The sequence below is a fragment of the Pseudogulbenkiania sp. AW2-16 genome, from assembly GCF_056824575.1.
On record NZ_CP157668.1, the window covers coordinates 722,721 to 747,249 of the forward strand.

Below are 24,529 nucleotides of genomic sequence, written 5' to 3' on the forward strand. Positions count from 1 at the left end.
TATCCCGTGGCCATTCCGCTTCCCGCGCACCGGCAACACTCACCCTGCCCTGGCTTGCTCGCCGGCTGGAATGGCTCTGTATCCAGCCTGGCTTCGGCCAATTAATCTATCCGCAAGGGGACTCTTCCGCATGATCCAGTTCGACCAGGTGACCAAGCGCTACCCCGGGGGTAACGAGGCCCTGAAGAATCTCTCGTTTGCCATCGACAGCGGCGAAATGGTGTTCCTGGCCGGCCACTCCGGTGCCGGCAAATCCACCCTGCTGAAGCTGATCGCCGGCATCGAACGCGCCACCAGCGGCGGTGTGCTGGTCAACGGCCAGAACCTCAGCAAGCTGCGTCCGAGCCAGCTGCCTTACGTGCGCCAGCACATCGGCCTGGTGTTCCAGGATCACAAGATCCTGTTCGACCGCCCGGTGTTCGACAACGTCATGCTGCCGCTCAACATCATCGGCTTCGACCGCCGCGATGCCGCCAAACGCGTGCGCGCCGCGCTCGACAAGGTCGGTCTGCTGGGCAAGGAGAAGGCGATGCCGATCCACCTCTCCGGCGGCGAACAGCAACGGCTGTGCATCGCCCGCGCCGTGGTGCATCGGCCGTCCATCCTGCTCGCCGACGAGCCTTCGGCCAACCTCGACCGCGCCTACGCGCTCGACATCATGGAATTGTTCAAGTCGTTCCACCAGGTCGGCGTCACCGTGGTGATCTCGGCCCACGACGAGACGCTGATGGAAGACTACGGACGCCGCATCATCCGCCTGAGAGAAGGACAGTTCGCCGCATGAAGCACTTTCTCTACCTGCACTTCTTGAGCGCCCGCCAGGCGCTGGTCAAAATCCTGCGCCAGCCGTTCGGCAGCCTGCTCAGCCTGCTGATGCTGTCGGTGGCGCTGGCGCTGCCGCTGGCACTGTACCTCGGCATCGAGAGCACCCAGGCCTGGGTCGGCAAGCTCACCGCCACACCGCAAATTTCGCTGTTCATGGAACTGTCGGCCGAGGACGCCGACCTCGCCGCGGTGAAAAGCTCGCTCGCCGGCAACCCCAAGGTGAAATCGGTCAGCTTCGTCAGCAAGGCCGAGGCGCTGGCCGGGCTGGAAAAGCGCAACGGCCTCGACGGCCTGGCGGCCGACCTGGACAGCAACCCGCTGCCGGACGCCTTCGTGGTCACCCCGGTGACGCTCGAGCCCGGCGAGCTGGAAATGCTGCAGAAGGAGCTGTCGGGCCTGCCGATGGTCGAGTCCGCCCAGTTCGACGCCAGCTGGGCCAAGCGCCTCTACGGCATGGTCGAACTAGTGCGCCACCTGACCTTGTTTCTCGGCGCCGCGCTCGGCCTCGCCCTGGTGCTGGTAACGCACAACACCATCCGCATGCAGATTCTGGCGCACCGCGACGAGATCGAGGTGTCGAAGCTGATCGGCGCCAGCGACAACTTCATCCGCCGCCCCTTCCTCTACCACGCCTTGTGGCAGGGCATCCTGGCCGGGCTGATCGCCTGGGGGCTGACCAGCTGGCTGGTGGCCACGGCCAACCCGGCGGTACGCGAATTTGCCCAGCTCTACAACGAACGGCTGGAACTGCGCACGCTGACACCGTTCGAACTGCTGGCCATGCTCGCCGCCACCGGCATACTGGCGATGCTCGGCGCACGGCTGGCGTCCAATCATCACCTGCGTCAGATCGAGCCGCACTAGGCGTCCCTCACGGCGAAAGAGGCCGGCTATCGGGCCGATTGAAAAATACATCGCCACTGGAACTTTTTGCTGCTGGCACTCGACCAATGCGAGTGCTAGCATTGCACTACCCATCAAGGAGGTAGTTAATCCATGACCGCAACGTTCGCCTTGCCCGTCCCCTCGTCCAGCGGCAGCCTGGAGCAGTACATCCAGATCGTGAACAGCGTGCCGCTGTTGAGCGCAGAAGAAGAGAACGAGCTGGCCAACCGCCTGCATGCCCAGAACGATCTGGAGGCGGCCAAAAAGCTGGTGCTGTCGCATCTGCGCGTGGTGGTATCGATTGCCCGCGGCTACGCCGGCTACGGCCTGCCGCAAGCCGACCTGATCCAGGAAGGCAATATCGGCCTGATGAAGGCGGTGAAACGCTTCGAGCCGAACCGCGGCGTACGCCTGTTCTCCTTCGCCGTACACTGGATCAAGGCCGAAATCCACGAATTCATCCTGCGCAACTGGCGCCTGGTGCGTGTCGCCACCACCAAGCCGCAGCGCAAGCTGTTCTTCAACCTGCGCAGCATGAAGAAAAGCTTTGCCGCGCTGACCGACAGCGAAGCGCGCGTCATCGCCGACGACCTCGGCGTCAAGCCGGAAGAAGTGCGGGAGATGGAAACCCGCATGAGCGGCCAGGACGTGGCCCTGCTGGCCGACGACAACGACGACGAGGGCTTTGCCCCGATCGACTGGCTGGCCGACTCCGACCACGAGCCGACGCGCCAGCTGGAGAAGAAAGCCTTCGACCACCTGCAGACCGCCGGGTTGGAGCAGGCCCTCTCCTCGCTCGACGCCCGCAGCCGCCGCATCATCGAAGCGCGCTGGCTGGCCGACGACAGTGGCGCCACGCTGCACGAACTGGCCGCCGAGTTCGGCGTCTCGGCCGAGCGTATCCGCCAGATCGAGGCCAAGGCACTGACCAAGATGAAAGCCGCGCTGAGCGAGCGGGCCACCATCGAGGCCTGAAGCTCCTGATCATGGAACACGACAACGCCCCGCACAGCGGGGCGTTTTGCTTGTCACGGCGTAAATCGGGGTAGTAGCCCGTAGGAAGGGTGAAGACGTTTGCGCTGTGCCCCATCAAACCATGCGCTTCAGTGACGGGTATGCGACGCTCCGGACTTCGTACCCAGCCCCCCTGCGAAGCCGCCGCTTCAGCGGTATTGCGGGGGCAGCTTTTGCCGCGCCGCCTCGGTGACCCGCCTCAGCCCGGCCCAAGCGGGCTCACGCGGATCGAGTTCGCTCAGGAACGAGGGAGCGTAGGTGGGGAACGACGCCAGCGCGGAGCCGAGCGTCGCCTCGGCAGCGCCTTCGTCCCCCGCCAGCGCCTCCAGCTGGGCCTTCTTCAGCAACACGTCCGGATAGGGACGGAACGCCGCCAGCCGTGTCAGCCAGCGCCGCTTTTGCGGCAGCTGCTCGCGCATCGGCTGCAGGTAATTGTCCAGCGTGTTGAGCGCGTGGAAGGCGAACAGCGGTTCGGTCTCGACGATCTCAGCCAACCGCGCCACGCGCGTTTCGTTGGCCTTGGCGTTGGCCAGCGGCGTATACAACCCGAGCAGCTCGTCGTAGCGGGTCAGCCCCGTCAGCGACAGCCAGCCCAATGCCGCCACCCCCAGCCACAGCGGCAACCTTGCCAGGCGCGGCAGGCGGGCACCCGGTCCCGGCGCCAGTGCCACGAAGATCACCAGTACGGCGAGGAAGTACAGGTACCACAACGGGTATTCCAGCAGGCTGTGGATCAGCGTCACCGTCATACCGCCCAACGGCAGAACGTGTTCCAGTTCGGCCCGCTCGCGGAAATACGGCCACACCGCCCAGACAAAGCCCCCCAGCACCAGCAGCGTCACCAGCCCGCCCATCTCCGCCAACAGCTGCAGCACCAGGTTATGGGCATTGGTGAACAACCCGCTATTGAAGCCGGCGGCGGCAAACTGCGGCAGCGGCTGCAACCGCACGCTCTCGGCGGCGAACTGCGACCAGCCCACGCCCCACAGCGGATGCGAGCGGAACACCAGCCAGGCCTTGTGCATCTCGGCGAAGCGGCGCGAGCCCATGCTGTCGCCGTTGGCCGCCAGCCGCTCCAGCCCCGAGGCCCCGCCCACACTTTCATGACTCAGCAGCGACACCAGCTGGTTCACCCACGGCAGCAGGAACTGCGCCGCCAGGATCAATATGCAACTGATCCACAGCACGTTGCGCAGGCGCCGCGAAGCCGTGTCGCCGATACGCCAGTGCCAGATCAGCGCCAACACCGACAGCGCCAGCAGGTAGAGCAGGATGGTGCGTGAGCCGGCCCAGGCCAGCAACAGCGCCAGCCATGCCACCAGCCCCCACAGCCAGCGTGCCGGCAATTTCCCGGCGGCGTGCAGATAACACCCCGCCAGCACGCCCCACATCAGGTAATGGGCGAACTGGTTGCGCTGGCCGATGTGGCCGAAGATGTTGCTGGTCGGATGGGCGTGGTCGTAGAACAGCAGCCCCCCTGTGGCTTCGGCCAGCCCGGTCAGTTGCGCCATGCCGATCAGCGACTGGAGCAGCGCCCCGGCCAGCAAGGCCCAGGCCAGCCAGACGGTCAGCTCACGTTGGCCGAAGTGCTCACGCAACGCCAGCACGACACAGGCCAGCAAGGCCATGCACGCCCAGGCCAGCGCCGTGGCCCAGTTCATGCCGGGGAACAGCACCGGCGCCAGCCACGGCTGCAACCCCCAGCACAGCGCCGCCAGCAAAGCCCACCAGGCCGCGCGCGGCACGCGACCGAACAAGGCCGGCGTCCCGGGCAGCAACAGCACCGCCGCCAGCACGGTCAGCCAGACCACGTTGATCTCCCCCACCACTGCGGCAAGGGCACGTAGTGGAAGCGCGAGGCGAACGGCACGATGGCGATCAGGCAGACACTCAGCAGGGCGAGCCGGGGAAACAGTCGGGAAGAAAGCATGGGGGTCGGGTCAGTGAACACAAGCGCGCAGCATAGCGCAAAGCGGCGGGGAAGGAAAAAGCCGGGAAGGAAGCCCGGCTTTGGCGCAGTACTGAAGCAATTCAGAACAGTGGCTGGCGATACTCAGCTTTAGACACTGCGCTGGCAGCAGCGGCGGCACCGCCTTGACGGTAGGCGACCAACGCCCTGTCCACCATGTTCTTCAGGGGTACATATTCGGGTTCCGTTGAACTGGAAAGCATCAGATTCGCTTTTCCTGCCAGATCGGGAAAAGCCGCCAGAGCCATTGACATTGTTGCCTGTGCTTTGCCGGGTTGTTGGTCCAAAGCTTCGAGCATAGCCAGTTTAACTAGCACCTCAAAGTAGGGCCGGTAATGAGCCATTTCGCTGAACAGCATCAATTGAGTTGGCAACTGCTGCCGCGACGGGACTAGATAATTGCTTAGAACCAGATCGACATCAGTGGCCCAAAGCGGATTTTGCCGGTAGGGAATCAGCTGGCGCATACGGGCATTATCTTCGTCCTCCATACCTGAAGGTACTTGCCAGTACACCAATCGCCAGAACATCGGCACCCCTGTAACCCCATACACTATGGCACCCAAGCAAATGGAAAGCACAAGTACATTTCGGATCAAGGGGCGGATGGTAATTTGCAGAGTCCTTCCCGGGGCCAGACTTAAAACGATGGCAAAGCCAGTTAGAAAAGGCATATACCAAAGCGGGTATTCAAACAGGGAATGACCGAGAGTGATCATCACGATACCGCTCAGCAGCAAATTATCGGGAGTCGCCTCCTCCTTGTGCAGATAGGGACATAGACAGTACAGCAGAATAGCAGAGGCCCCCAGCAATCCGATCCAGCCAGTTTCCGCCATCAGTTGGAAAATCAAACTGTGGGAGTGCGTGAACAACGCACTTTCCACAACCTTGGGATAACCACCATAAGCTTCGTACCACGTACTTTGCCAAGCATAGCTGCCAAACCCTGCGCCGAATAACGGATGAGCCTGTAGCACCTGCCAAGCCTTACTCCACTCAATACGGCGCCTAGCCCCAAAGCCAGCATCCAACAGACGGTCAGCCCCGCTAACAACTTGGATATCTGCACCCGATGAGCGAATAAGTCCTACTAATTCGTGATTAAACAACTGGGCCAGCATAATCAGCAGCGTGGCCGCGATCAACGTTAGGGCAAAGCGCTGAACGGTTTGATCCAGGCGGGCCCGGAGCCACCAAAGTCCAGCAAGCAAAACAAAACCACCAGCATAAGCCAGCACCAGGCGGGATCCAGACCATGCCATCAACAAGGAAAGGAAGGCCAATGCTGGTAGCCCAATTGTTCCATGCAGACGTTTGCACGCCACTAAGTAGCAACCAGCCAGCATCCCCCACCCCAGGAAATGCGCAAACAGATTACGCTGGGCGATATTGCCGAAAGGGACCATAGAGCCTGGCTGATTGGGATAATAGAACACATAACCTTGACCCAAACTGGCAACACCAAACATTTGAAGCAGGCCAAGCGTCGCTTGAGTCAATGCGGCCAGCAGCAAACCCCATGCAAGCAGCAGCAGAAATTGCTGCCTGCCGTGTCGCAGTGCTTCGCTATATGCCAAGCACCCTCCTGCAAAGGCCATGACCAGGAAGCCAGATGCCTTCATTGCCAGTAGAAGACCTCCCTGATGGCTACCCGCTGGCAACAATATCGCCACCACCAGCCAGCCCAAGGCCAATACAAGCGCCAATGGAAATCCTGCTGGCACAGCCTCTGCCTGTGGCAACAGAAAACGTACCAACCACGCTAGAGCAATCAATACCATGCAGGTGGTATCAGTCCACCAGTCAGGCAGGGGGCTATAGTGCAACCAGCTGAATAGTGGCAACACAATGGCCAGAACAAGCAGTAGCGTTGGCAGTCTTTGCACGGAGTTCCCCAAATAAAAAAGAGGGTGCCTAGCACCCTCTTTTCAATAAAGACAGTCTTAGCTGCGGCAAGACGAAGGCATGTATTTGTTGTTGGCGCTGTCTGCCGGGGCACACAGCCAAGTCAGTTTTTCAGACGGCACCGTACCCGCGCTGATGGCAGCACCGCTGGCCTGCGGCGTCAGGCTGAACACGATGTTCTTGACCGCCGAAGTCATGGTAACGGTAATAACCCCGGTCGTGCTCGCTACAGCAATAGACTGAGTATTGGCGGTCGCGCCCCCGAAGGAATAGCCCTGCCCAAGGTCGGCAGATCCGTTTGCCGAGTTCTCAGCCACGGTAACTTTAGCCGACGAGGCCATTTCCAGACCTTCCGAAACCTTGGAACGAACAACGTAATCCTGATACGCCGGAATTGCCAAAGCGGCCAAAATACCGATGATCGCGACCACGATCATCAGTTCGATCAGGGTAAAGCCCTGCTGCATGGATTTGTTCATCGTTGAACCCCCAAGTTAGTTGAATATCAAGGCCGACATCGGCCAGACTGCGCTGAAGGAGCCTTCGGCCGATTTCTGGTCCGTGTCACTCCGTTTCGAGGGCCATTCTTGCAATCTGCATGCCAGCCCAGCCAAGCCCTTGAATTTTGGCTAGTCCAACACCAGGCCCGCCGTCAAGCATGGACGGCACACGACAGAAAGTGCCGTTTTTCGTCACCTCGCCCCGCACTCTTCCGCCCCGAGGCTGTGCTAGCATCGCGTGCATTGAACATTGCACAGAGCATCTCCCGATGAGCAACCAAGACTGGCTGGCGCGCAGCCGACAGGCCGTGTGGCACCCTTGCACCCAGATGAAACGCCACGAAGCGCTGCCGCTGGTGCCGATCGCCAGTGCCGAAGGGGTATGGCTGACAGATTTCGACGGCAATCGTTACCTGGATGCGGTCAGTTCCTGGTGGGTGAACCTGTTCGGGCATGGCCATCCGGCGATCAAGGCGGCGATCAAGGACCAGCTCGACTCCCTTGAGCACGTGATGCTGGCGGGCTTCACGCACCGCCCGGTGATCGAGCTGTCGGAGCGGCTGAGCCAGCTCACCGGCCTCGGCCACGCCTTCTACGGTTCGGACGGCGCCAGCGCCACGGAAATCGCGCTGAAAATGAGCTTCCACTACTGGCAGAACAGCGGCCGGCCGGACAAGACGCGCTTTCTCAGTCTGGAGAACAGCTATCACGGCGAAACCGTCGGCGCACTGGCGGTGACCGACGTGCCGCTGTTTTCGTCGACCTACGCGCCGTTGCTGAAGGCCGGCATCCGCGTGCCGACACCGGACGCCCGGCAGGCACAGCCCGGCGAGGCAGCGGAGGATGTGGCGCGCCGCGCCGCGCGGGCGCTGGAGAACGTGCTGGCCAAGCAGGCCGACAGCATCGCCGCGCTGATCGTCGAGCCGCTGGTGCAAGGTGCCGCCGGCATGGCGATGTACCACCCTGCTTATCTGGAGGAAACGCGCCGACTGTGCGACCGCTACCAGGTGCACCTGATCGCCGACGAGATCGCCGTGGGTTTCGGCCGCACCGGCACGCTGTTCGCGTGCGAGCAGGCCGGCATCCGCCCGGATTTCCTGTGCCTGTCCAAGGGCATCACCGGCGGCTTCCTGCCCTTGTCGTGCGTGCTGACCACCGAGAGCGTCTACCAGGCCTTCTACCACGACGAGGTGGCTCGCGGCTTCCTGCACTCGCACAGCTACACCGGCAACGCGCTGGCCTGCCGCGCCGCGCTGGCGGTGCTCGACCTGTTCGAGCAGCAAGATGTGCTGGCGCGCAACCGGGAAAAGGCCGCGCGCTTCAATACCCTGCTCGCCCCCTTGCGCGCCCACCCACAGGTACGCCAGTTCCGCCAACAGGGCATGATCTGGGCGTTCGAGGTCGATACGGCGCGCAGCGATTTTGCCGTGGCATTCTTCTCCGCCATGCTGCAGCGCGGCTGCCTGGTGCGGCCGATCGGCAACACGGTGTACTTCATGCCACCCTACGTGATCGAGGCGGAGGAGATGACGCTGCTGTGCCAGGCCACGCTCGACACGCTGGATGAGCTGCAGCAGTCCGGGCAAAGGCCGGAACGCGCCACGCCGCCGCTGCCATAACGATTGCCAAGGCCGACCGATACCAATAGCATTGCAAGATCACCCTACCATTGACATGGGGCTAGGGCCATGCAACTGCGCCTACCGGATAATCTGATGGACCCCAAGCTGGTCGACCTGCAGCCGGACAGCGTGGCCGACTGGCTGGATCGCCTCCCCTACACTCGCCTCGACGAATGCGGGCACTTGCTGCTGGGCGCCCTGCAAAGCCTGAGCCGCACCCAGGTGGCGGTCGGCACCCGGCACAAGCTGCTGAAGCTTTACCTGGCGGCGCTCGATCGTTTCTTCCCGGCACTGGAAACCCAGATCGTCAGCGACGAGGTGGTCAGTTCGACCAAGGCGCGCCAGGCGGCGCGCCTTGGCATGGCGCTGTTCGATGCACTGTTCGCCGGCTTCAAGCGCACCCTGGTGGAGCGACTGGAAAAGCGCTCACTGCTGGAACGCGACCAGCCCAAGGTGGAGTTGCTGTGCCTCGCCCTGTTGACCGCGCGCATGCAAGTCACACTAGCCATGGAGTGCTATAGCGACCTGCCACTCCACTTCTGGCACGACTGCCACCAGCTCTACCAGCTCGCCGAGGAATCGGGCTGGCAGGAGCGCCGCCATGCCCCGGCGGAAAGCATCGCCGTGGTGTATCGGCAGATACTGCTGATGGGGCTGACCGACGGCAAGCATCTGGGCGACAACGAAATCGCGGCGGCCAAGCGGCTGATCTTCCGGCTGGCACCGCGCATCGAGCTGATCCCGCTGACCGGGCTCACCAAGACACAGGGCTTCGGCTACCAGGTCGACCCGGCTCGTGACGACCCGCCCCACTTCTTGCCGCTCAAACCCCAAGTGGCCGCGAGCGGCGAATTCTGGGTCTATCTGAACGACATCATCGACGCCCTGCAACAGCCGGATGGCTTGGCGCGCCAGTTGGCGAGCGAAGCGGCCATCCCCGCCGACCTCACCGTGGAGGTGGCGCGCAAGCTGGCCGAAGAGTGGACGCAGCCGAGGCGGCGACGCCAGCCGCGCCAGCCGGTCCAGCAATGGCTGAGCCTCACCGCCCAGTTGTTGCCGATCTGGCTGACGCTGCGACCGGCCCCGGTGGAGCCCGTGGAGGATAGCCCGATACCGGTGCTGGGCCGGCCGGCTCCACCGGCACTGTTCCAGGCCGTCAACCAGAGCCAGCTCGGTTTTCTGCTGCGCGGCAACCCGCAGGAGCAACCGCTGCGGACCGGCGAGCTGCTGCTGCTCGCGCCGCAGTTGCAGCCGGACAATCGCCTGTTGTGCGCGGTGCGCTGGGCGGCGGCGCCGCTCGGCGGCAACGACGTGGAATGCGGCGTGGAGTTGCTCGGGCCGGCGCCGGAAGCGGTCGAGGTGCTGCCCACCATCACCCACCAGGACGACGTGTTCCAGCCGGCGCTGCACCTGCCGGCACAACCGCGCCTCGGACGCCCGGCCTTGCTGGTGATGCCGGGCCGCCCGTTCTCGCGACTGCGCGAATTCGTGCTGCGCGACAACCACGGCGAAACCCGCATCCGCGTCACCCGCGTCGAACTGCAGACCCCGTTCTACCAGGCCATGGAGTACCGCCGCAGCGAGGATCTGTGAGCCGGCCCGGCGAGCGGCGCCCTTTCGGATAGCGCGCAAGTTGCGGCATACTGGCGGACCTGATTTCTTCGTGGCGAGTGGGGTTTCATGCAATCGGTCATTCATGCGGGCAGTCGCCTGGTGGTCAAGGTCGGGTCGAGCCTGGTCACCAACGACGGTAAAGGGCTGGACCTGGCGGCGCTGGCGCGCTGGGCAGCCGAAATCGCCGACCTCAAGCGGCGCGGCAAGCAGGTGGTGCTGGTCTCCAGCGGCGCCATCGCCGAAGGCTGCCAGCGCCTGGGCTGGAGCAGCCGCCCCAAGGCCGTGCACGAGCTGCAGGCCGCCGCCGCGGTGGGCCAGATGGGCTTGTGCCAGGCCTACGAGAGCGCCTTCCGTGAATTCGGCCTGCAAACCGCCCAGGTGCTGCTGACCCACGAGGACCTGACCGACCGCACCCGCTATCTCAACGCCCGTTCCACGCTGACCTCGCTGCTCAATCTCAACGTGGTGCCGATCATCAACGAGAACGACACCGTGGTGACCGACGAGATCCGCTTCGGCGACAACGACACGCTGGGCGCGCTGGTCACCAACCTGATCGAGGCCGATGCGCTGGTGATCCTGACCGACCAACAGGGCCTCTACACCGCCGACCCGCGCAAGAATCCGGACGCCGAGTTCGTGCACGAGGCGGTGGCCGGCACCCCGGAGCTGGAGGCGATGGCCGGCGGCGCCGGCAGCAGCGTCGGCACCGGCGGCATGCTCACCAAGATTCTCGCCGCCAAGCGTGCGGCGCGCAGCGGTGCCGCCACGGTGATCGCCTGCGGCCGTGAGCTCAACGTGCTGTCGCGCTTGGCCGACGGCGAGGCCATCGGCACCCAGCTCTTGGCGCCGACCAGCCGCATGACGGCGCGCAAGCAGTGGCTGGCCGACCACCTGATCCTGACCGGGCGGCTGGTGCTCGACAGCGGCGCGGCGCTGGCGGTGCGGCAGAAGCGCAGCAGCCTGCTGCCGATCGGCGTGCTGAAGGTGGAGGGTGATTTCCTGCGCGGCGAGGCGGTGGCCTGCGTCGACGAGAGCGGCGTGGAAGTGGCGCGCGGCCTGGTGAACTACAGCTCGGACGAGGCACGGCTGATCATGCAGAAACCGACGCGCGCCATCGAGGGCATCCTGGGTTACCTGGTGGAGCCGGAGCTGATCCACCGCGACAACATGGTGGCGCTGTAACGATCCAGGAACCAGAGAAGGCACAAGGCCCCTGCTGCGCCTCGCGGACAGGGGCCTTGTCGTATTCACGACCGGCTAACTACTCCTGGGCGCCGTGCTTGAGTTCGATGGCGCGCACGATGACGTAGGCGATCATCGAACACAGGAAGAACAGCAGCATCATCCACGCCACCGACTGCAGCGTTTCGATCAGCGTGCGGTAGATTTCCAGCGTCCAGCGCATGCCGTTGAGTTCCAGCGCCGCCGATTCGCGGTTGGCGGTGACGTACTTTTCCAGCTCCCACAGCCGCACCCCGCCGGAGACCCCGACCACCACGATGGCAAACAGCAGGTACTTGCGCCAGGCGTCGGCCATTTCATCACCGACGATGCGGCTGAGAATGCGGTTGACCGCGCCATCGAAAAACTTGGCGGTGATCAGCGAGGTGGCCAGCGCCACCAGGAACGTTGTCGCCAGCAATACAAAGAACATGAAATTCCCCTTGTTGTCAGTCGTCATGACTGGCACGCATTGTACGTGCTCAGTACGGTGGATTCGATGTCACGGTGAAACACCGCGGCCAAGCGGTGGCGGGGTCCGTGCCCTCGCCACCCGGCGCCCTCTCAGGCCGCCGCCGCAACCAGACTGGCCGCGAAACGCGCCAGCAGACCGGCGGCCTCCGGCGTCGGCCGCACCTGCGCCAGCAGGGCCTGCGGATCGCGTCCGGCAGCGCATAGCCGGTCATGCAGCAGCTCGAGGTAGCGGCGCATGGCGCGCTGGTCGAACTCGGGGTGGAACTGCACCCCCCAGGCCGAGCCGAAGCGGAACGCCTGGTGCGGTTCGAAGGCGTTGCCGGCCAGCGCCACCGCGCCCGGAGGCAGGCGCAGCACGGTCTGCCAGTGGATCACGTTGGCCGAAAAGCGCGCCGGCAGCGCCCCCAGCAGCGGGTCGGTGTCCGCCGCCGCCAGCCGTTCCACCTCGACCGCGCCGGCTTCCGGTCCGTGCGGATGGTAGCCGACCTCGCCGCCCAGGGCGTCGGCCAGCAGCTGGTGGCCGTAGCAGATGCCCAACAGCGGCACGCGCGCGGCGTGCGCGGCGCGCAGCCAGGCGGCGGTGGCCTCGCTCCAGGCCGCGCGCTCGCTGACCATGGCCGGCGAGCCGGTGATCACCGCACCGGCGCAGTGTTGCGGCGGCGGCAGCGCCTCGCCGGCGACCACGTTCACCACGCGCCAGTCGGCCGCGTCGGGCAGCTCGCGGCGAATCCAGTCTTCGAAATCGCCCTGCTCTTCGGCCAACGTGGGCAGGGTGCTGCCGGTCTTGATGATCAGTTTCTCGCTCATGTCGCTTGCTCTCGCCGGGGCTCAGTCCTTCAACGGCAGGCCGAAGTGCTGGTAGGCCTGCGCCGTCGCCATGCGGCCGCGCGGGGTACGCTGCAAATAGCCCTGCTGGATCAGGTAGGGTTCGATCACGTCCTCGATGGTGTCGGAGCTCTCGCCGATCGCCGCCGCCACGTTGTCGAGTCCCACCGGGCCACCGGCGAACTTCTCCAGGATGGCGGCAAGCAATTTGCGGTCCATCACGTCGAGCCCGGCCGGGTCGACGTCGAGCATGGCCAATGCGGCGTCGGCCACGGTGGCGGTGACCACGCCGTCGGCCTTGACCTCGGCGTAGTCGCGCACGCGGCGCAGCAGACGGTTGGCGATGCGCGGCGTGCCGCGCGAACGCCGGGCCACCTCGAACGCGCCATCCTCGCCCAGTTGCACGTTGAGCAGGCCGGCCGAGCGGCTGACGATGCGCGTCAGCTCTTCCGGGGTGTAGAACTCGAGGCGCGCGACGATGCCGAAGCGGTCGCGCAGCGGGTTGGTGAGCATGCCGGCGCGCGTGGTGGCGCCGACCAGGGTGAACGGCGGCAGGTCGATCTTGACCGAGCGCGCCGCCGGACCTTCGCCGATCATGATGTCGATCTGGTAGTCCTCCAGCGCCGGGTAGAGGATTTCCTCCACCACCGGCGAGAGGCGGTGGATCTCGTCGATGAACAGCACGTCGTGCGGTTCGAGGTTGGTCAGCAGCGCCGCCAGGTCGCCGGCGCGCTCCAGCACCGGGCCCGAGGTCTGGCGCAGGTTGACGCCCATCTCGCGCGCCACGATGTGCGCCAGCGTGGTCTTGCCGAGGCCCGGCGGGCCGAACAGCAGCACGTGGTCGAGCGCCTCGCCGCGCTTCTTCGCCGCCTCGATGAAGATTTCCAGCTGCTCGCGCGCCTTCTTCTGGCCGACGTAGTCGTCGAGCGCCTTGGGGCGCAGCGCGCGCTCCAGCGCTTCTTCCTGCGCGGACAGCGACTGCTGGGTGACGAGTCGGCGCTCGGGCGCGCCGCCGATCAGGTTGTCGGTTTCGATCATGGCATGGTCTTGAACATCAATCCTGCGATGTTACCACTGCTATACTGTGCCCCGCTTGCGGCCAGCGTTGGTCACAGGCAACGTCTTCAGGGCGGGGCGCAATTCCCCACCGGCGGTATGGCCCCAGGGCCGAGCCCGCGAGCGCTTTTGCCTCCCCGGCAAAAGGTCAGCAGATCTGGTGTGATGCCAGAGCCGACGGTAACAGTCCGGATGAAAGAAGATGAACACCGCCGTGCCGTGCGCGCACGCGGTTCCGTGGGCATTTGCCTGCGACAACCTTCAGCCCGGAGGCGTGTTTCTCAACCCAGCATCTTGAGGACCGTTTCCATGAACACCCATACCGACATCCTTTCCCTGCGCGTCCACGCCGCGCTCAATGCCCTGCGCCAGGGCAAGCCCGTGATCGTGGCCGACGATCACGACCGCGAAAACGAAGCCGACCTGATCCTCGCTGCCGACGCGCTGACGGTACCGGAGATGGCGCGCCTGATCCGCGATTGCAGCGGCATCGTCTGCCTGTGCCTGACGCCGGAACACGCCGCCCGCCTGCAGCTGCCGCCGATGGTAGCCAACAACGGCAGCCGCTACGGCACGGCCTTCACCGTCAGCATCGAGGCGGCAGAAGGCGTGAGTACCGGCGTCTCCGCCACCGACCGCGTCACCACCATCCGCGCCGCCATCGCCCCCGCCGCACGCCCCGAGCACCTGGCCCGCCCCGGCCATGTCTACCCGCTGGTCGCCCGCGCCGGCGGCGTACGCGAACGGCGCGGCCATACCGAGTCCGCGGTGGAGCTGGCGCGGCTGGCCGGCGTGCTGTGCGAGCTGATGAACCCGGACGGCAGCATGATGCGCGGCGCCGCACTGGACGCCTACGCCGCGCAACACCAGCTGCCGCAACTGACGGTGGCGGAACTGGTGGAATGGCTGGAACGCGAACACCACTGAGGCCACGGCCAACGGTGGCCGCAAACAAAAACCGCAGCACGGGCAGCGCTGCGGTTTTTTCAGGCCGGAGCCGGCCTGGTATTACTTGCCGGCCTTCTTCGCACCATTGCCCGGTTTCAGCCGGATCGACACCCCGCCCCGGCCGCTGCTGGCCTTGTGTACCTCGAACCAGCCTGACTTCACCACCAGGTCCGACAGTTTGGCGAAGCCGTAATTACGCGGGTCGAAGTCCGGCATCCACTGCCCGAGCAGGCTGCCCACGCCGCCCAGGTCGGCCCAGCCTTCATCGTCGTCCATGCTCTCGATACCCTTCTGGAACTGGGCGCGCAGCTTCTTGTCGAGCGGGCGCAGCACACGGGCCGGCTGCGGCGACTTGGCGGTGCCGCGGCCGGCCTCGTCCCCCTTGAGCGCCACCTCGTCCGTCTTGACCTCGTCGACCCGGCCCAGCACTTCGACGTAGACGAACTTGCTGCAGGCGTTGACGAAGGCCGATGGCGTTTTCTCCTCGCCGAAGCCCCACACCTCCAGCCCGTCCTCGCGCAGACGGGTGGCCAGGCGCGAGAAGTCGCTGTCGCTGGAGACCAGGCAAAAGCTCTGGTAACGCCCCGAGTGCAGCATGTCCATGGCGTCGATCACCAGCGTGATGTCCGACGCGTTCTTGCCCTTGGTGTTGGGAAACTGCTGGATGGGATGGATGGCGAAGCGCGCGCACAGCTCGCGCCAGGCCTTGTCGTGACGGCTGAAGTCGCCGTAGACGCGCTTGAGCGCCAGCACGCCGAGCTTGCCGGCCTCTTCCAGCACGTCTTCGATCCAGCCCGGCGAGACGTTGTCGGCGTCGATCAGTACCGCGACGTTGGCCATATCGGCTCCTTGTTGTTAAAGCCCGTTCACGATCTCGCGAGCTAGCGCGAGACAAGGCAAAAATGGCGGAGGAAGCGGAGTTGACATGCAGTCAATGCGCCTCCCCGAATCGGGGTCAATGCCGTAGCGCCCCAGCGCCGCAAATCGAATGAAGACCAGCAGATCGGGGGCAGGCTTTCAGCGTCCGCCGGCCACGTCCAGCAGGTGGCCGGTGGTGAACGAGGCTTCCTCGGACAGCAGCCACAGTATGGCGGCGGCCACCTCTTCCGGCTGGCCGCCGCGCTGCATCGGCACCGCGCTTTTGACGCGCTCGACCCGGCCCGGCTCGCCGCCGTCGGCATGCATCTCGGTATAGATGAAGCCGGGACGCACGCCGTTGACGCGGATGCCCTCGGCCGCGACCTCCTTGGCCAGCCCCACGGTGAGCGTATCCACGGCGCCCTTGCTGGCAGCATAGTCGATGTATTCGTTGGGCGAGCCCAGCCGCGCCGCGGCGGACGAGACGTTGACGATGGCGCCGCCTTGCCCGCCATGGCGCGTGGACAGCCGCTTCACCGCCTCGCGGCAGCACAGCAGCGGTCCCAGCACGTTGGTGGCCAGGATGCGCTGCCAGCGCGCCACGCTCATTTCGTCCAGCCGCATCTGCCGCTCCAGCACGCCGGCGTTGTTGACCAGCGCCGTCAACGGCCCCAGGCTCGCCTCGGTTTCGGAAAACAGGCGCAGCACGTCCACCTCGTCGGCCACGCTGGCGGCAATCGCCACCGCCTTGCCGCCCTCGGCCACGATGCTATCCACCACGGCTTGCGCCGCGTCGGCGTGGCGGTGGTAATTCACCGCGACCGCGTAGCCGCGGCGGGCCGCCAGCCGGGCCGTGGCCGCGCCGATGCCCCGCCCGCCGCCGGTCACCAGCAGCACCTGGTCCATGACTCACCCTTTCATCAGGCTCTTGAGCGCCAGGCGCACGCCGTCGCTCACCGTCACCTCGGGCGGCAGGCCCTTGGTGGCGGCGGCGGCTTCCTTGTCGTTGTAGCCCAGCGCCAGCAAGGCGTTGACGATGTCACTCTTGTCGTCCGGTGTGGTGGCGAACGGCAGGCCGCCCGGTGTGGTCACGGCGCCGCCGGTGGCGAGCTTGCCGCGCAGTTCCAGCACCAGGCGCTCGGCGGTTTTCTTGCCGATGCCGGGGACGCTGGAGAGGCGTTTGAGGTCTTCGCTGGCCACCGCCAGCGCCAGTTCGTCGGCGCTCAACCCGGACAGGATGGCCAGCGCGATCTTGGCGCCGATGCCGCCGACCTTGATCAGCTGGCGGAAGGTTTCGCGCTCGCCCTTGCTGGCGAAGCCGAACAGCAGGTGGGCGTCCTCGCGCACCACCAGGTGGGTATAGAGCGTGGTTTTCTCGCCCAGCGCGGGCAACAGGTAGAAGGTGCTCATCGGCACGTCGACTTCGTAGCCGACGCCGCCGACGTCCACCACGATCTGCGGCGGGAGTTTTTCGATGAGTTGACCTGTGAGGCGTCCGATCATGGGGTGTCCAGAATGAGAGAAGGTTGGCCGAAGACCGGCGTCAAGCCGTCATGCTGCCACAGTCGGCACGGCTTGTTGAGCCGGCCGCGGCGGGGCCTGTTCTCAGAGCTTGCGAAAGAAATCGTCGCGAGCGGCCCTCAGCGGGGCGAAGAGCAGCACAGGAACCGGAATGGACTGGAGTCCATGAGGATTCCGCATCGCTGAGCGAATCGCTGTCTGCACATCTTTCGATGTGCCCGGCAATAGATTCGCACGCAGGGCACATGAGTCCCGATCAGGGACGCGCAGCAGATTTATTCACAAGAACTCAGGCCAGCCGGCCGCCTTTGACCCTGAGACCTTGACGGGTGAAGGCGGCGACGGCGGCGTGGCTGTGGTTGGCGTGCGCCAGCGCCACCGCCAGCGCGTCGGCGGCGTCGGCCTGCGGCGTGCCGGACAGGTTCAGCAGGCGCACGATCATCGCCTGCACCTGCTCCTTGGGCGCCTTGCCGTGGCCGACCACCGACTGCTTGACCTGCAGCGCGGTGTACTCCGCCACCGTCAGCTGCTTCAATACCAGCGCCGCCAGTACCGCGCCACGCGCCTGTCCCAGCATCAGCGTGGCGGCCGGGTTGACGTTGACGAACACCTGCTCCACCGCGGCCTCGCCGGGCCGGTAGGTGTCGACCACGCCGAACAGGCCGTCGACGATGACCTTGATGCGCTCGGCCAGCGGCGCGCCCTGCGGGGTGCGGATGCAGCCCGAGGCGACGTAGTGGCGCTGCTGGCCGATGACGTCGATGACGCCGAAACCGGTGATGCGGCTGCCGGGGTCGATGCCGAGGATGCGTCGACTCACCGCCCGTCCCAGCCGCGCGCGATGGCGTCGGCTTCGGCCAACCTTTCGACGGTGCCGACGTCGAGCCACAGCCCGTCGTGGCGCGCGCCGCTGACCCGGCCCTGCGCCATCGCCGCGCGCAGCAGCGGCGCCAGCTTGGCCGGCTGGTGCGGCGGCGTGGCGGCGAACAGCGCGGGATGGTAGGCGGCGATACCGGAGAAGGTCAGCGCCTCGCCGTCGGCCGGGCTGGCCGACAGCCGGCCATCGGCCAGCAAGCCGAAGTCGCCGCCCGGATGGTGCGGCGGGTTGGGCACCAGGAACAGGTGAGCCAGCGCCTCGCGGCCATCGAGCCGTGCCGCGGCGTCGGCCAGGGCGGCGAAATCGATATCGGTCAGCACGTCGCCGTTGACCACGATGAACGGCGCGTCACCCAGCAAGGGCAAGGCGGTGGCGATGCCGCCGGCGGTCTCCAGCGCGGTGCCTTCACGCGAGTAGGCGATGCCCACGCCGTAGGCCGCGCCGTCGCCCAGCGCCGCCTCGATGCGCTCGCCGAGCCAGGCGTGGTTGATGACGAGCTCGGTGATGCCGGCCGCGCGCAGGCGCTTGATATGCCAGCCGATCAGCGGCTCGCCGCCCACCGGCAGCAAGGGCTTCGGGGTGTGGTCGGTGAGCGGGCGCATGCGTTCGCCGCGCCCGGCGGCCAGGATCATCGCCTTCATTCGTCGTCCGCCACGAGGCGGGTGGCGCTGAACAGCGAACCGACGCTGTCGTCGTCCTCGTCCTTGCCTACCAGCTGCACCAGCAGCTGGTACAGCGGGGCGAGTTCCTGGTAGCGACGCGTGGTCTTCTTCAGGTACTTGAGGAAGCGCGGAATCTCGCCGCGGTACTTGTCCTTGCCATCGCGGTGATAGAGACGGGCGAAGATGCCGGCCACCTTGAGATGGCGTTGCACCCCCATCCACTCCACGTCGCGCCAGAAAGCGTCGATCTCGGTCGGCACCGGCAGGCCGACGGCACGCGCCTTCTCCCAGTAACGCACCGCCAAGTCGAGCACGAAGGCCTCGTCCCACTCGATGAAGGCGTCGCGCAGCAGCGACACCAGGTCGTAGCTGATCGGACCGTACACCGCGTCCTGGAAATCGAGCACGCCGGGCTTGCCCGGGGTCAGCATCAGGTTGCGCACGATGAAATCGCGGTGCACGAACACCTTGGGCTGCGCCAGCAGTGCCGGCAGCAGCGCCTTGACGCCGGCATCCCACAGCTGACGCTGGGCATAGTTGAGCGGCTGCCCCAGCTCCTTGGCACAGAACCACTCCGGGAAAAGGTTGAGCTCGCGCATCAGCAGCGCCTCGTCGTATTCCGGCAACACACCTGGGCGGCTCGCCTGCTGCAGCTCGATCAGGGTATCGATGGCCTCCAGCAGCAGATGCTGGTGCACCACCGGACGCTCGTCGTGCAAGAGCGCCGAGAGATAGGTCACGCGCCCCAGGTCCTCCAGCAGCATGAAACCCTGCTCGCGGTCGCGCACCAGGATTTCCGGCACGTTCACCATGGCGAACAGCTCGCGCACCTGGACGTAGGCGTCGGTGTTCATCTTGTCCGGCGGCGCATCCATCACGATGCGGCTCGTGCCATCCGGCAGGGTGACGCGGAAGTAGCGGCGGAAGTCGGCGTCGGCGGCGGCGAACTCCACCGTCAGCTCGGTGTCGGGATAGAGGCCGGCGAGCCAGCCTTTGAGCAGTTCCAATCGTTGCATGTCGGTTCGTTGCGGTGCTGATAGAATTGTGCGATTTTATACCGCTGATTGCCCCCGAGATATGGCTTTGTGCATGGCACGTTTACAACCCACCCCGCTGACGCTGGCGCTCGCCGCCGCGTTCTCCCTCTCGTCGGTCCAGGCAGAAGAACTGAACACCGCGCCCGCAGCCGGTCAGACCCAGCTCAGCGCCGACGAACTCAGCGGCCAGATGGACACCGAAATCAAGGCCCGCGGCAACGTGGTGGTACGCCGTGACGACCAGACGCTCACCGCAGACTGGCTGGAGTACTACCAGGCCAAGAACCGCGCCCGCGCCGGCGATCACTTCACGCTGACTCAATCCAGCAGCCGCGTCTCCGGCACCCAGCTCGACTACGACCTGGCCAACCGCACCGGCACCGCCGAACAGCCCGACTTCGCTGCCGCCGAGGGCCTGCGCACCTTCCGCGGCAACGGCGAGCGCGCCGAATTCCTCGGCCGCGACAAGTACCGCCTGCTGCAGGCGCGCGCCAATACCTGCAGCCCGGGCGACGACTCCTGGTACCTCAAGGCCTCCAGCATCGACCTCGACTACGGCAGCAACGTCGGCGAAGCCCACAACGCCCGGCTCGAATTCCAGGGCGTACCGATCCTGTACACGCCCTGGATCGACTTCCCGCTCGACGGCGGCCGCAAGTCCGGCGTGCTGACGCCCACGTTCAAGACCGGCAGCAACGGTACCGAACTGAGCATCCCCTACTACTGGAACATCGCGCCCAACTACGACGCCACGATCACGCCAGGCTACAACGACAAGCGCGGCGCCATGCTCGGCGCCGAATTCCGCTACCTGCAGCCGGATTACAAGGGCGAGATCGCCACCACGCAGATACCGGACGACCACGAGGCCGGGCGCAGCCGCTACGCCTGGAGTGCCAAGCACTCGCAAAACCTCGGCTCCGGCTTCAACCTGGGCTACAACGCCAACTACGTTTCCGACGACGACTACTTCAACGACTTCGGCAGCCGCCAGGACATCGCCTCCGGAACCAACCTGGTACGCGAAGCCTGGCTCGGTTACGGCTCGGAGTGGGACAGCGGCACCTTCAACGCCCAGCTCAAGGCACAGCGCTACCAGACGCTGCAGGAATCGACCACCCCGGTCGACGTGCCCTACGCCCGGCTGCCACAGCTCACCGCCAGCGCCAACCAGGAACTGGGGGCGGGCCTGTCGGCCAACCTGCAGGCCGAGCTGACCCGCTTCACCCACCCCACCAAGCAGGAAGGCAGCCGCCTGGTCAGCTACCCCAGCGTGACCTGGTCGCTGGACCAGAGCTGGGGCTATCTCCGTCCCAAGCTCGGCGTGCACTACACCCGCTACAGCCTGGACAATTTCGGCAGCGAACAAGCGCGCGAGGTGACGCGCACCCTGCCCATCTTCAGCACCGATAGCGGCCTTTACTTCGAGCGGCCCACCACGCTGTTCGGCAGCAACTACATCCAGACGCTGGAGCCGCGCCTCTACTACCTGAACATCCCGAGCAAGCAGCAGAACGACCTGCCCAACTTCGACAGCTCGGAGAACAGCATCGATTTTGCCCAGCTGTTCAACGAGAACCGCTTCTCCGGCTCCGACCGCATCAACGGCGCCAACCAGCTCACCGCGGCGCTCTCCACCCGTTACCTCGACGACAAGACCGGCAGCGAACAACTGCGGCTGTCGGTGGGGCAGGTGTTCTACTTCAGCCGGGACAACCTGACGCTGGACGGCACCACCTCCGAGCGCAGCACCCAGAGCTCGGACCTGCTGTTCAGCGCGGCCGGCCAGCTCACCCCGAGCTGGCGCTTCGACAGCCTGTACCAGCACAACCAGGAGCTCAGCAAGACCGAGCAGTACAACCTGCAGCTGTTCTACACCCCCACGCCCGGCAAGACCGCCAGCATCCGCTACCGCTACGACCGCTCCACCGATGTCGGCAGTACCGACGGCACTCCCGGCCCGTTGCGCCAGGTCGATATCGCCGGGCAGTGGCCGCTGGCGAAGAAGTGGTACGCCGTGGCGCGCTATAACTACTCGCTGCAAGACAAGAAGCCGCTGGAACAACTGGCCGGCTTCGAGTACAACGACGGCTGCTGGACCGCCCGCGTGGTCGGCCAACGCTACGTGTCTTCCAGCACGGCGACCAAGAATGCCGTCTTCCTGCAACTCGAGCTGAAAGACCTCGGCGGTATCGGCAGCAACCCGCTCGACACCCTGCGACTGGCCATCCCCGGCTACAGCAAAATCAACGACATACGCCAATGACCATGAAGAAAACCCTGCTTGCCCTGTTGATTGCCACCACCCTCGGCACGGCCTACGCGGCCCCGGTACGCGCGGTGGACCGCATCGTCGCGGTCGTCAACAAGGGCGCCATCACCGAGAGCGACCTGCAAAAACGTGTCAAAGACACCGTCATGGAACTGGAGGCGCGCAAGGTCACGCCTCCGGCCCCCGACGTCCTGGCGCGCCAGGTGCTGGAACAGATGATCACCGAAGAGGTGCAGGTGCAGTACGCCACCAGCAACGGCGTACGCGTCAGCGACGACGAACTGCAGCAGACGCTGGAGCGCTTGGCCAGCCAGAACAAGCTGACGCTCGAGGCGATGAAGACACAGCTGGCCAAGGAAGGCGTCACCTTCGACACCTTCCGCGAGCAGATCCGCCGCCAGATACTGCTGTCCCGCCTCAAGGAGCGCGAAGTCGAGTCGCGCGTGAACGTCAGCGACACCGAGGTCGAGCAGGTCCTGAAGAGCGAGCAGACCGCCAACCGTTCCGAATATCGCCTGGCCAACATCCTGGTGAGCGTGCCGGAGCGTGCCGATGCCAAGCAGATCGACGCCCAGTCGCAAAAGGCGCACAAGGCGCTGGCCGAGCTGGACGCCGGCCAGCCGTTCGCCAAGGTGGCGGCGGCCTACTCCGACGCCCCCAACGGCCTCAAGGGCGGCGACCTGGGCTGGCGTCCGGCCTCCAGCCTGCCGCTCGACTTCACCAAGCTGCTGGAAACCATGCAACCCGGCAGCCACACCACCGTGATCCGCAGCCAGCAAGGCTTCTTCATTTTCCAGCTGCAGGAAAAGCGCAGCGCCGATACCCCGCTGATGGTCGAGCAGTACCACGTGCGCCACATCCTGCTGCGCACCAACGAGGCGGTCTCCGAAGCCGACGCCAAGACGCGCCTGCTGCAGATCCGCGATCGTATCGAGCGCGGGGCGAGTTTCGAGGAAATGGCCAAGCTCTACTCCGAAGACGCCAGCAACACCCGCGGCGGCGACCTGGGCTGGGTCAACCTCGGCGACACCGTCCCGACCTTCGAACAGGCCATGACCTCGCTGCCGCTGAATACCGTGTCCCAGCCGGTGCGCTCGCCGTTCGGCTGGCACCTGATCAAGGTCGAAGGCAAGCGCACCCAGGACGTGGCGCAGGATCGCGAGAAGATGATGGTCAAGCAGCAGATCCGCGCGCGCAAGATCGACGAGGCCTACCTCGACTGGGTACGCCAGCTGCGGGACTCGGCCTTCGTCGACGACCGCCTGGAAGAAAAGTGAGCCGCCCGCCCGTCATCGCCATCACCGCCGGCGAACCGGCCGGCATCGGCCCCGAGCTGGTCTTGAGGTTGGCCGAAGCCCCCGGCGCCAGCCGACGCGTGGTCATCGCCGACCGCACGCTGCTGGCCGAACGGGCGCGTCTCTTGGGTCTGCCGCTCACGTTGGCCGACTACCGGCGCGAGGCCGCGCCGGCGCCCGGCACGCTGGAAGTGCTGCACGTGCCGCTCGCGGCCCCGAGCCGTCCCGGCGTGCTCGACGCCGCCAACGGCCGCTACGTGCTCGCCACCCTGGATGCCGCCATCGCCGGCTGCATGGCGGGCGAGTTCGCTGCCATGGTCACGGCACCGGTGCACAAGGGCGTGATCAACGACGCCGGCGTGCCGTTTTCCGGCCACACCGAGTACCTCGCCGAGCAGACCCATACCCCGCGCGTGGTGATGATGCTGGTCGGCGGCGGCATGCGCGTGGCGCTCGCCACCACCCACCTGCCGCTGCGCGCCGTGCCCGACGCCCTCACCCCCGCGCTCTTGAGCGAGGTGCTGCAGATCCTGCACGCCGACCTGGTCGGCAAGTTCGGCATCGCCGCCCCGCGCATCCTGGTGGCCGGGCTCAACCCGCACGCCGGCGAAGGCGGCCACCTGGGGCGCGAGGAAATCGAGGTGATCGAACCGGTGCTGGCCACGCTGCGCGCCGACGGCATGCACCTGATCGGCCCGCTGCCGGCCGACACGCTGTTCAACCCCGACAAGCTGGCCCAGGCCGACGCGGTGCTGGCGATGTACCACGACCAGGGCCTGCCGGTGCTCAAGCACGCCAGCTTCGGCCAGGGCGTCAACGTCACGCTGGGGCTGCCCATCGTCCGCACCTCGGTCGACCACGGCACCGCGCTGGATCTCGCCGGCAGCGGCCGTGCCGACCCCGGCAGCCTGTTCGAGGCGCTGGCGCTGGCCGAAACCCTGGCCGCCCGCCACGCCGCACCAGGCCCGGCCCGATAAGGCGTCGCCGGGAGAGTGGCCGGGCCTGAACCCCGGCCCTTCGCCTGCATCTTAGATGCCTGTTCAAGGTCTTTTTGCGGTGGTGGCCGGGCTTTGCCGGGTGCAGCGCTAGAACAGCGTCTCGCCGCCGTGTCATTCCCGGCCAGGGACGAACCACGACGCGGTG

Annotated in this window: 23 protein-coding genes and 1 riboswitch; of the genes, 10 read left to right on the top strand and 13 right to left on the bottom strand. The window is 65.8% G+C overall.

What is annotated here, in order from left to right:
• Positions 1-130 precede the first annotated feature (130 nt).
• From ftsE to rpoH, 3 genes are all read left to right on the top strand, one after another.
• Complete coding sequence (gene ftsE, locus ABKF58_RS03540) at positions 131-784, top strand: cell division ATP-binding protein FtsE (RefSeq protein ID WP_014085752.1); 654 nt, start codon at positions 131-133, stop codon at positions 782-784.
• The gene (gene ftsX / locus ABKF58_RS03545; RefSeq protein WP_482583370.1) at positions 781-1,689 is read left to right on the top strand and encodes a permease-like cell division protein FtsX; all 909 of its coding nucleotides are present in this window, start codon (positions 781-783) and stop codon (positions 1,687-1,689) included. The genes ftsE and ftsX overlap by 4 nt, the downstream gene beginning before the upstream one ends.
• Before the next feature lie 132 nt (positions 1,690-1,821).
• Positions 1,822-2,685, top strand: a complete 864-nt coding sequence (gene rpoH, locus ABKF58_RS03550) for an RNA polymerase sigma factor RpoH (protein ID WP_482583371.1) — start codon at positions 1,822-1,824, stop codon at positions 2,683-2,685.
• 188 nt (positions 2,686-2,873) lie between these two features.
• Here the strand turns inward: rpoH and ABKF58_RS03555 are convergent, their stop codons facing one another.
• The 4 genes from ABKF58_RS03555 to ABKF58_RS03570 all read right to left on the bottom strand — a co-directional run bounded on the left by ABKF58_RS03555 (position 2,874) and on the right by ABKF58_RS03570 (position 7,080).
• A complete protein-coding gene (locus ABKF58_RS03555; protein ID WP_482583372.1) occupies positions 2,874-4,535 on the bottom strand; it encodes a PglL family O-oligosaccharyltransferase in 1,662 nt (553 codons plus the stop codon).
• Positions 4,523-4,654: a hypothetical protein gene (locus ABKF58_RS03560; protein ID WP_482583373.1), complete on the bottom strand. Its 132-nt coding sequence runs from the start codon at positions 4,652-4,654 to the stop codon at positions 4,523-4,525. Before ABKF58_RS03560 ends, ABKF58_RS03555 begins: the two co-directional genes overlap by 13 nt.
• Positions 4,655-4,755: 101 nt before the next feature.
• Positions 4,756-6,477 (bottom strand): PglL family O-oligosaccharyltransferase, encoded by a 1,722-nt coding sequence (locus tag ABKF58_RS03565; protein WP_482583374.1) that lies wholly within the window; start codon positions 6,475-6,477, stop codon positions 4,756-4,758.
• 162 nt (positions 6,478-6,639) lie between these two features.
• The gene (locus ABKF58_RS03570) at positions 6,640-7,080 is read right to left on the bottom strand and encodes a pilin (RefSeq protein ID WP_482583375.1); all 441 of its coding nucleotides are present in this window, start codon (positions 7,078-7,080) and stop codon (positions 6,640-6,642) included.
• Between the two features lie 290 nt (positions 7,081-7,370).
• Here ABKF58_RS03570 and ABKF58_RS03575 point away from each other — a divergent pair, with 290 nt between their 5' ends.
• The 3 genes from ABKF58_RS03575 (at position 7,371) to proB (ending at position 11,522) form a co-directional block, all read left to right on the top strand.
• Positions 7,371-8,720 (top strand): adenosylmethionine--8-amino-7-oxononanoate transaminase, encoded by a 1,350-nt coding sequence (locus ABKF58_RS03575; protein WP_482583376.1) that lies wholly within the window; start codon positions 7,371-7,373, stop codon positions 8,718-8,720.
• Positions 8,721-8,789: 69 nt separating this feature from the next.
• On the top strand, positions 8,790-10,316 hold the full coding sequence (locus tag ABKF58_RS03580) for a hypothetical protein (protein ID WP_482583377.1): 1,527 nt from the start codon (positions 8,790-8,792) through the stop codon (positions 10,314-10,316).
• Positions 10,317-10,403: 87 nt separating this feature from the next.
• Positions 10,404-11,522, top strand: a complete 1,119-nt coding sequence (gene proB / locus ABKF58_RS03585; protein WP_014085745.1) for a glutamate 5-kinase — start codon at positions 10,404-10,406, stop codon at positions 11,520-11,522.
• A gap of 79 nt (positions 11,523-11,601) precedes the next feature.
• Here proB and ABKF58_RS03590 read toward each other — a convergent pair whose 3' ends face one another.
• From ABKF58_RS03590 to ruvB, 3 genes are all read right to left on the bottom strand, one after another.
• Entirely contained in the window at positions 11,602-11,994 is a 393-nt protein-coding gene (locus tag ABKF58_RS03590) for a hypothetical protein (protein ID WP_008955864.1), read from the bottom strand.
• A 131-nt stretch (positions 11,995-12,125) separates the two neighbouring features.
• On the bottom strand, positions 12,126-12,842 hold the full coding sequence (locus ABKF58_RS03595; RefSeq protein ID WP_482583378.1) for a glutamine amidotransferase: 717 nt from the start codon (positions 12,840-12,842) through the stop codon (positions 12,126-12,128).
• Positions 12,843-12,863: 21 nt separating this feature from the next.
• On the bottom strand, positions 12,864-13,898 hold the full coding sequence (gene ruvB, locus ABKF58_RS03600) for a Holliday junction branch migration DNA helicase RuvB (RefSeq protein ID WP_482583379.1): 1,035 nt from the start codon (positions 13,896-13,898) through the stop codon (positions 12,864-12,866).
• A 78-nt stretch (positions 13,899-13,976) separates the two neighbouring features.
• Positions 13,977-14,124, top strand: a riboswitch (FMN riboswitch).
• 101 nt (positions 14,125-14,225) lie between these two features.
• Here ruvB and ribB point away from each other — a divergent pair.
• Complete coding sequence (gene ribB / locus ABKF58_RS03605; protein ID WP_482583380.1) at positions 14,226-14,843, top strand: 3,4-dihydroxy-2-butanone-4-phosphate synthase; 618 nt, start codon at positions 14,226-14,228, stop codon at positions 14,841-14,843.
• Positions 14,844-14,924: 81 nt separating this feature from the next.
• On the opposite strand, the gene ABKF58_RS03610 is transcribed toward ribB, so the two are convergent.
• The 6 genes from ABKF58_RS03610 to amgK all read right to left on the bottom strand — a co-directional run bounded on the left by ABKF58_RS03610 (position 14,925) and on the right by amgK (position 19,798).
• Positions 14,925-15,704: an NYN domain-containing protein gene (locus tag ABKF58_RS03610; protein WP_482583381.1), complete on the bottom strand. Its 780-nt coding sequence runs from the start codon at positions 15,702-15,704 to the stop codon at positions 14,925-14,927.
• A gap of 177 nt (positions 15,705-15,881) precedes the next feature.
• Entirely contained in the window at positions 15,882-16,628 is a 747-nt protein-coding gene (locus tag ABKF58_RS03615) for an SDR family oxidoreductase (RefSeq protein WP_482583382.1), read from the bottom strand.
• 3 nt (positions 16,629-16,631) lie between these two features.
• A complete protein-coding gene (gene ruvA / locus ABKF58_RS03620; protein ID WP_482583383.1) occupies positions 16,632-17,225 on the bottom strand; it encodes a Holliday junction branch migration protein RuvA in 594 nt (197 codons plus the stop codon).
• A gap of 307 nt (positions 17,226-17,532) precedes the next feature.
• Positions 17,533-18,063 (bottom strand): crossover junction endodeoxyribonuclease RuvC, encoded by a 531-nt coding sequence (gene ruvC / locus ABKF58_RS03625; RefSeq protein WP_008955857.1) that lies wholly within the window; start codon positions 18,061-18,063, stop codon positions 17,533-17,535.
• Positions 18,060-18,761, bottom strand: coding sequence for an N-acetylmuramate alpha-1-phosphate uridylyltransferase MurU (murU, locus tag ABKF58_RS03630; RefSeq protein WP_482583384.1), 702 nt, complete (start codon positions 18,759-18,761; stop codon positions 18,060-18,062). Before murU ends, ruvC begins: the two co-directional genes overlap by 4 nt.
• Positions 18,758-19,798 carry an N-acetylmuramate/N-acetylglucosamine kinase AmgK gene (gene amgK / locus ABKF58_RS03635; protein ID WP_482583385.1) on the bottom strand — a complete coding sequence of 347 codons (1,041 nt, stop codon included), beginning with the start codon at positions 19,796-19,798 and terminating at the stop codon, positions 18,758-18,760. Before amgK ends, murU begins: the two co-directional genes overlap by 4 nt.
• Before the next feature lie 73 nt (positions 19,799-19,871).
• Between amgK and ABKF58_RS03640 the strand changes: the two genes are divergently transcribed.
• The 3 genes from ABKF58_RS03640 to pdxA are packed head-to-tail and all read left to right on the top strand — an operon-like array spanning position 19,872 to position 24,363.
• Positions 19,872-22,085, top strand: a complete 2,214-nt coding sequence (locus ABKF58_RS03640; RefSeq protein ID WP_482583386.1) for an LPS-assembly protein LptD — start codon at positions 19,872-19,874, stop codon at positions 22,083-22,085.
• Entirely contained in the window at positions 22,082-23,368 is a 1,287-nt protein-coding gene (locus ABKF58_RS03645; RefSeq protein ID WP_482583387.1) for a peptidylprolyl isomerase, read from the top strand. Before ABKF58_RS03640 ends, ABKF58_RS03645 begins: the two co-directional genes overlap by 4 nt.
• The gene (gene pdxA / locus ABKF58_RS03650; protein WP_482583388.1) at positions 23,365-24,363 is read left to right on the top strand and encodes a 4-hydroxythreonine-4-phosphate dehydrogenase PdxA; all 999 of its coding nucleotides are present in this window, start codon (positions 23,365-23,367) and stop codon (positions 24,361-24,363) included. The genes ABKF58_RS03645 and pdxA overlap by 4 nt, the downstream gene beginning before the upstream one ends.
• Positions 24,364-24,529 lie beyond the last annotated feature (166 nt).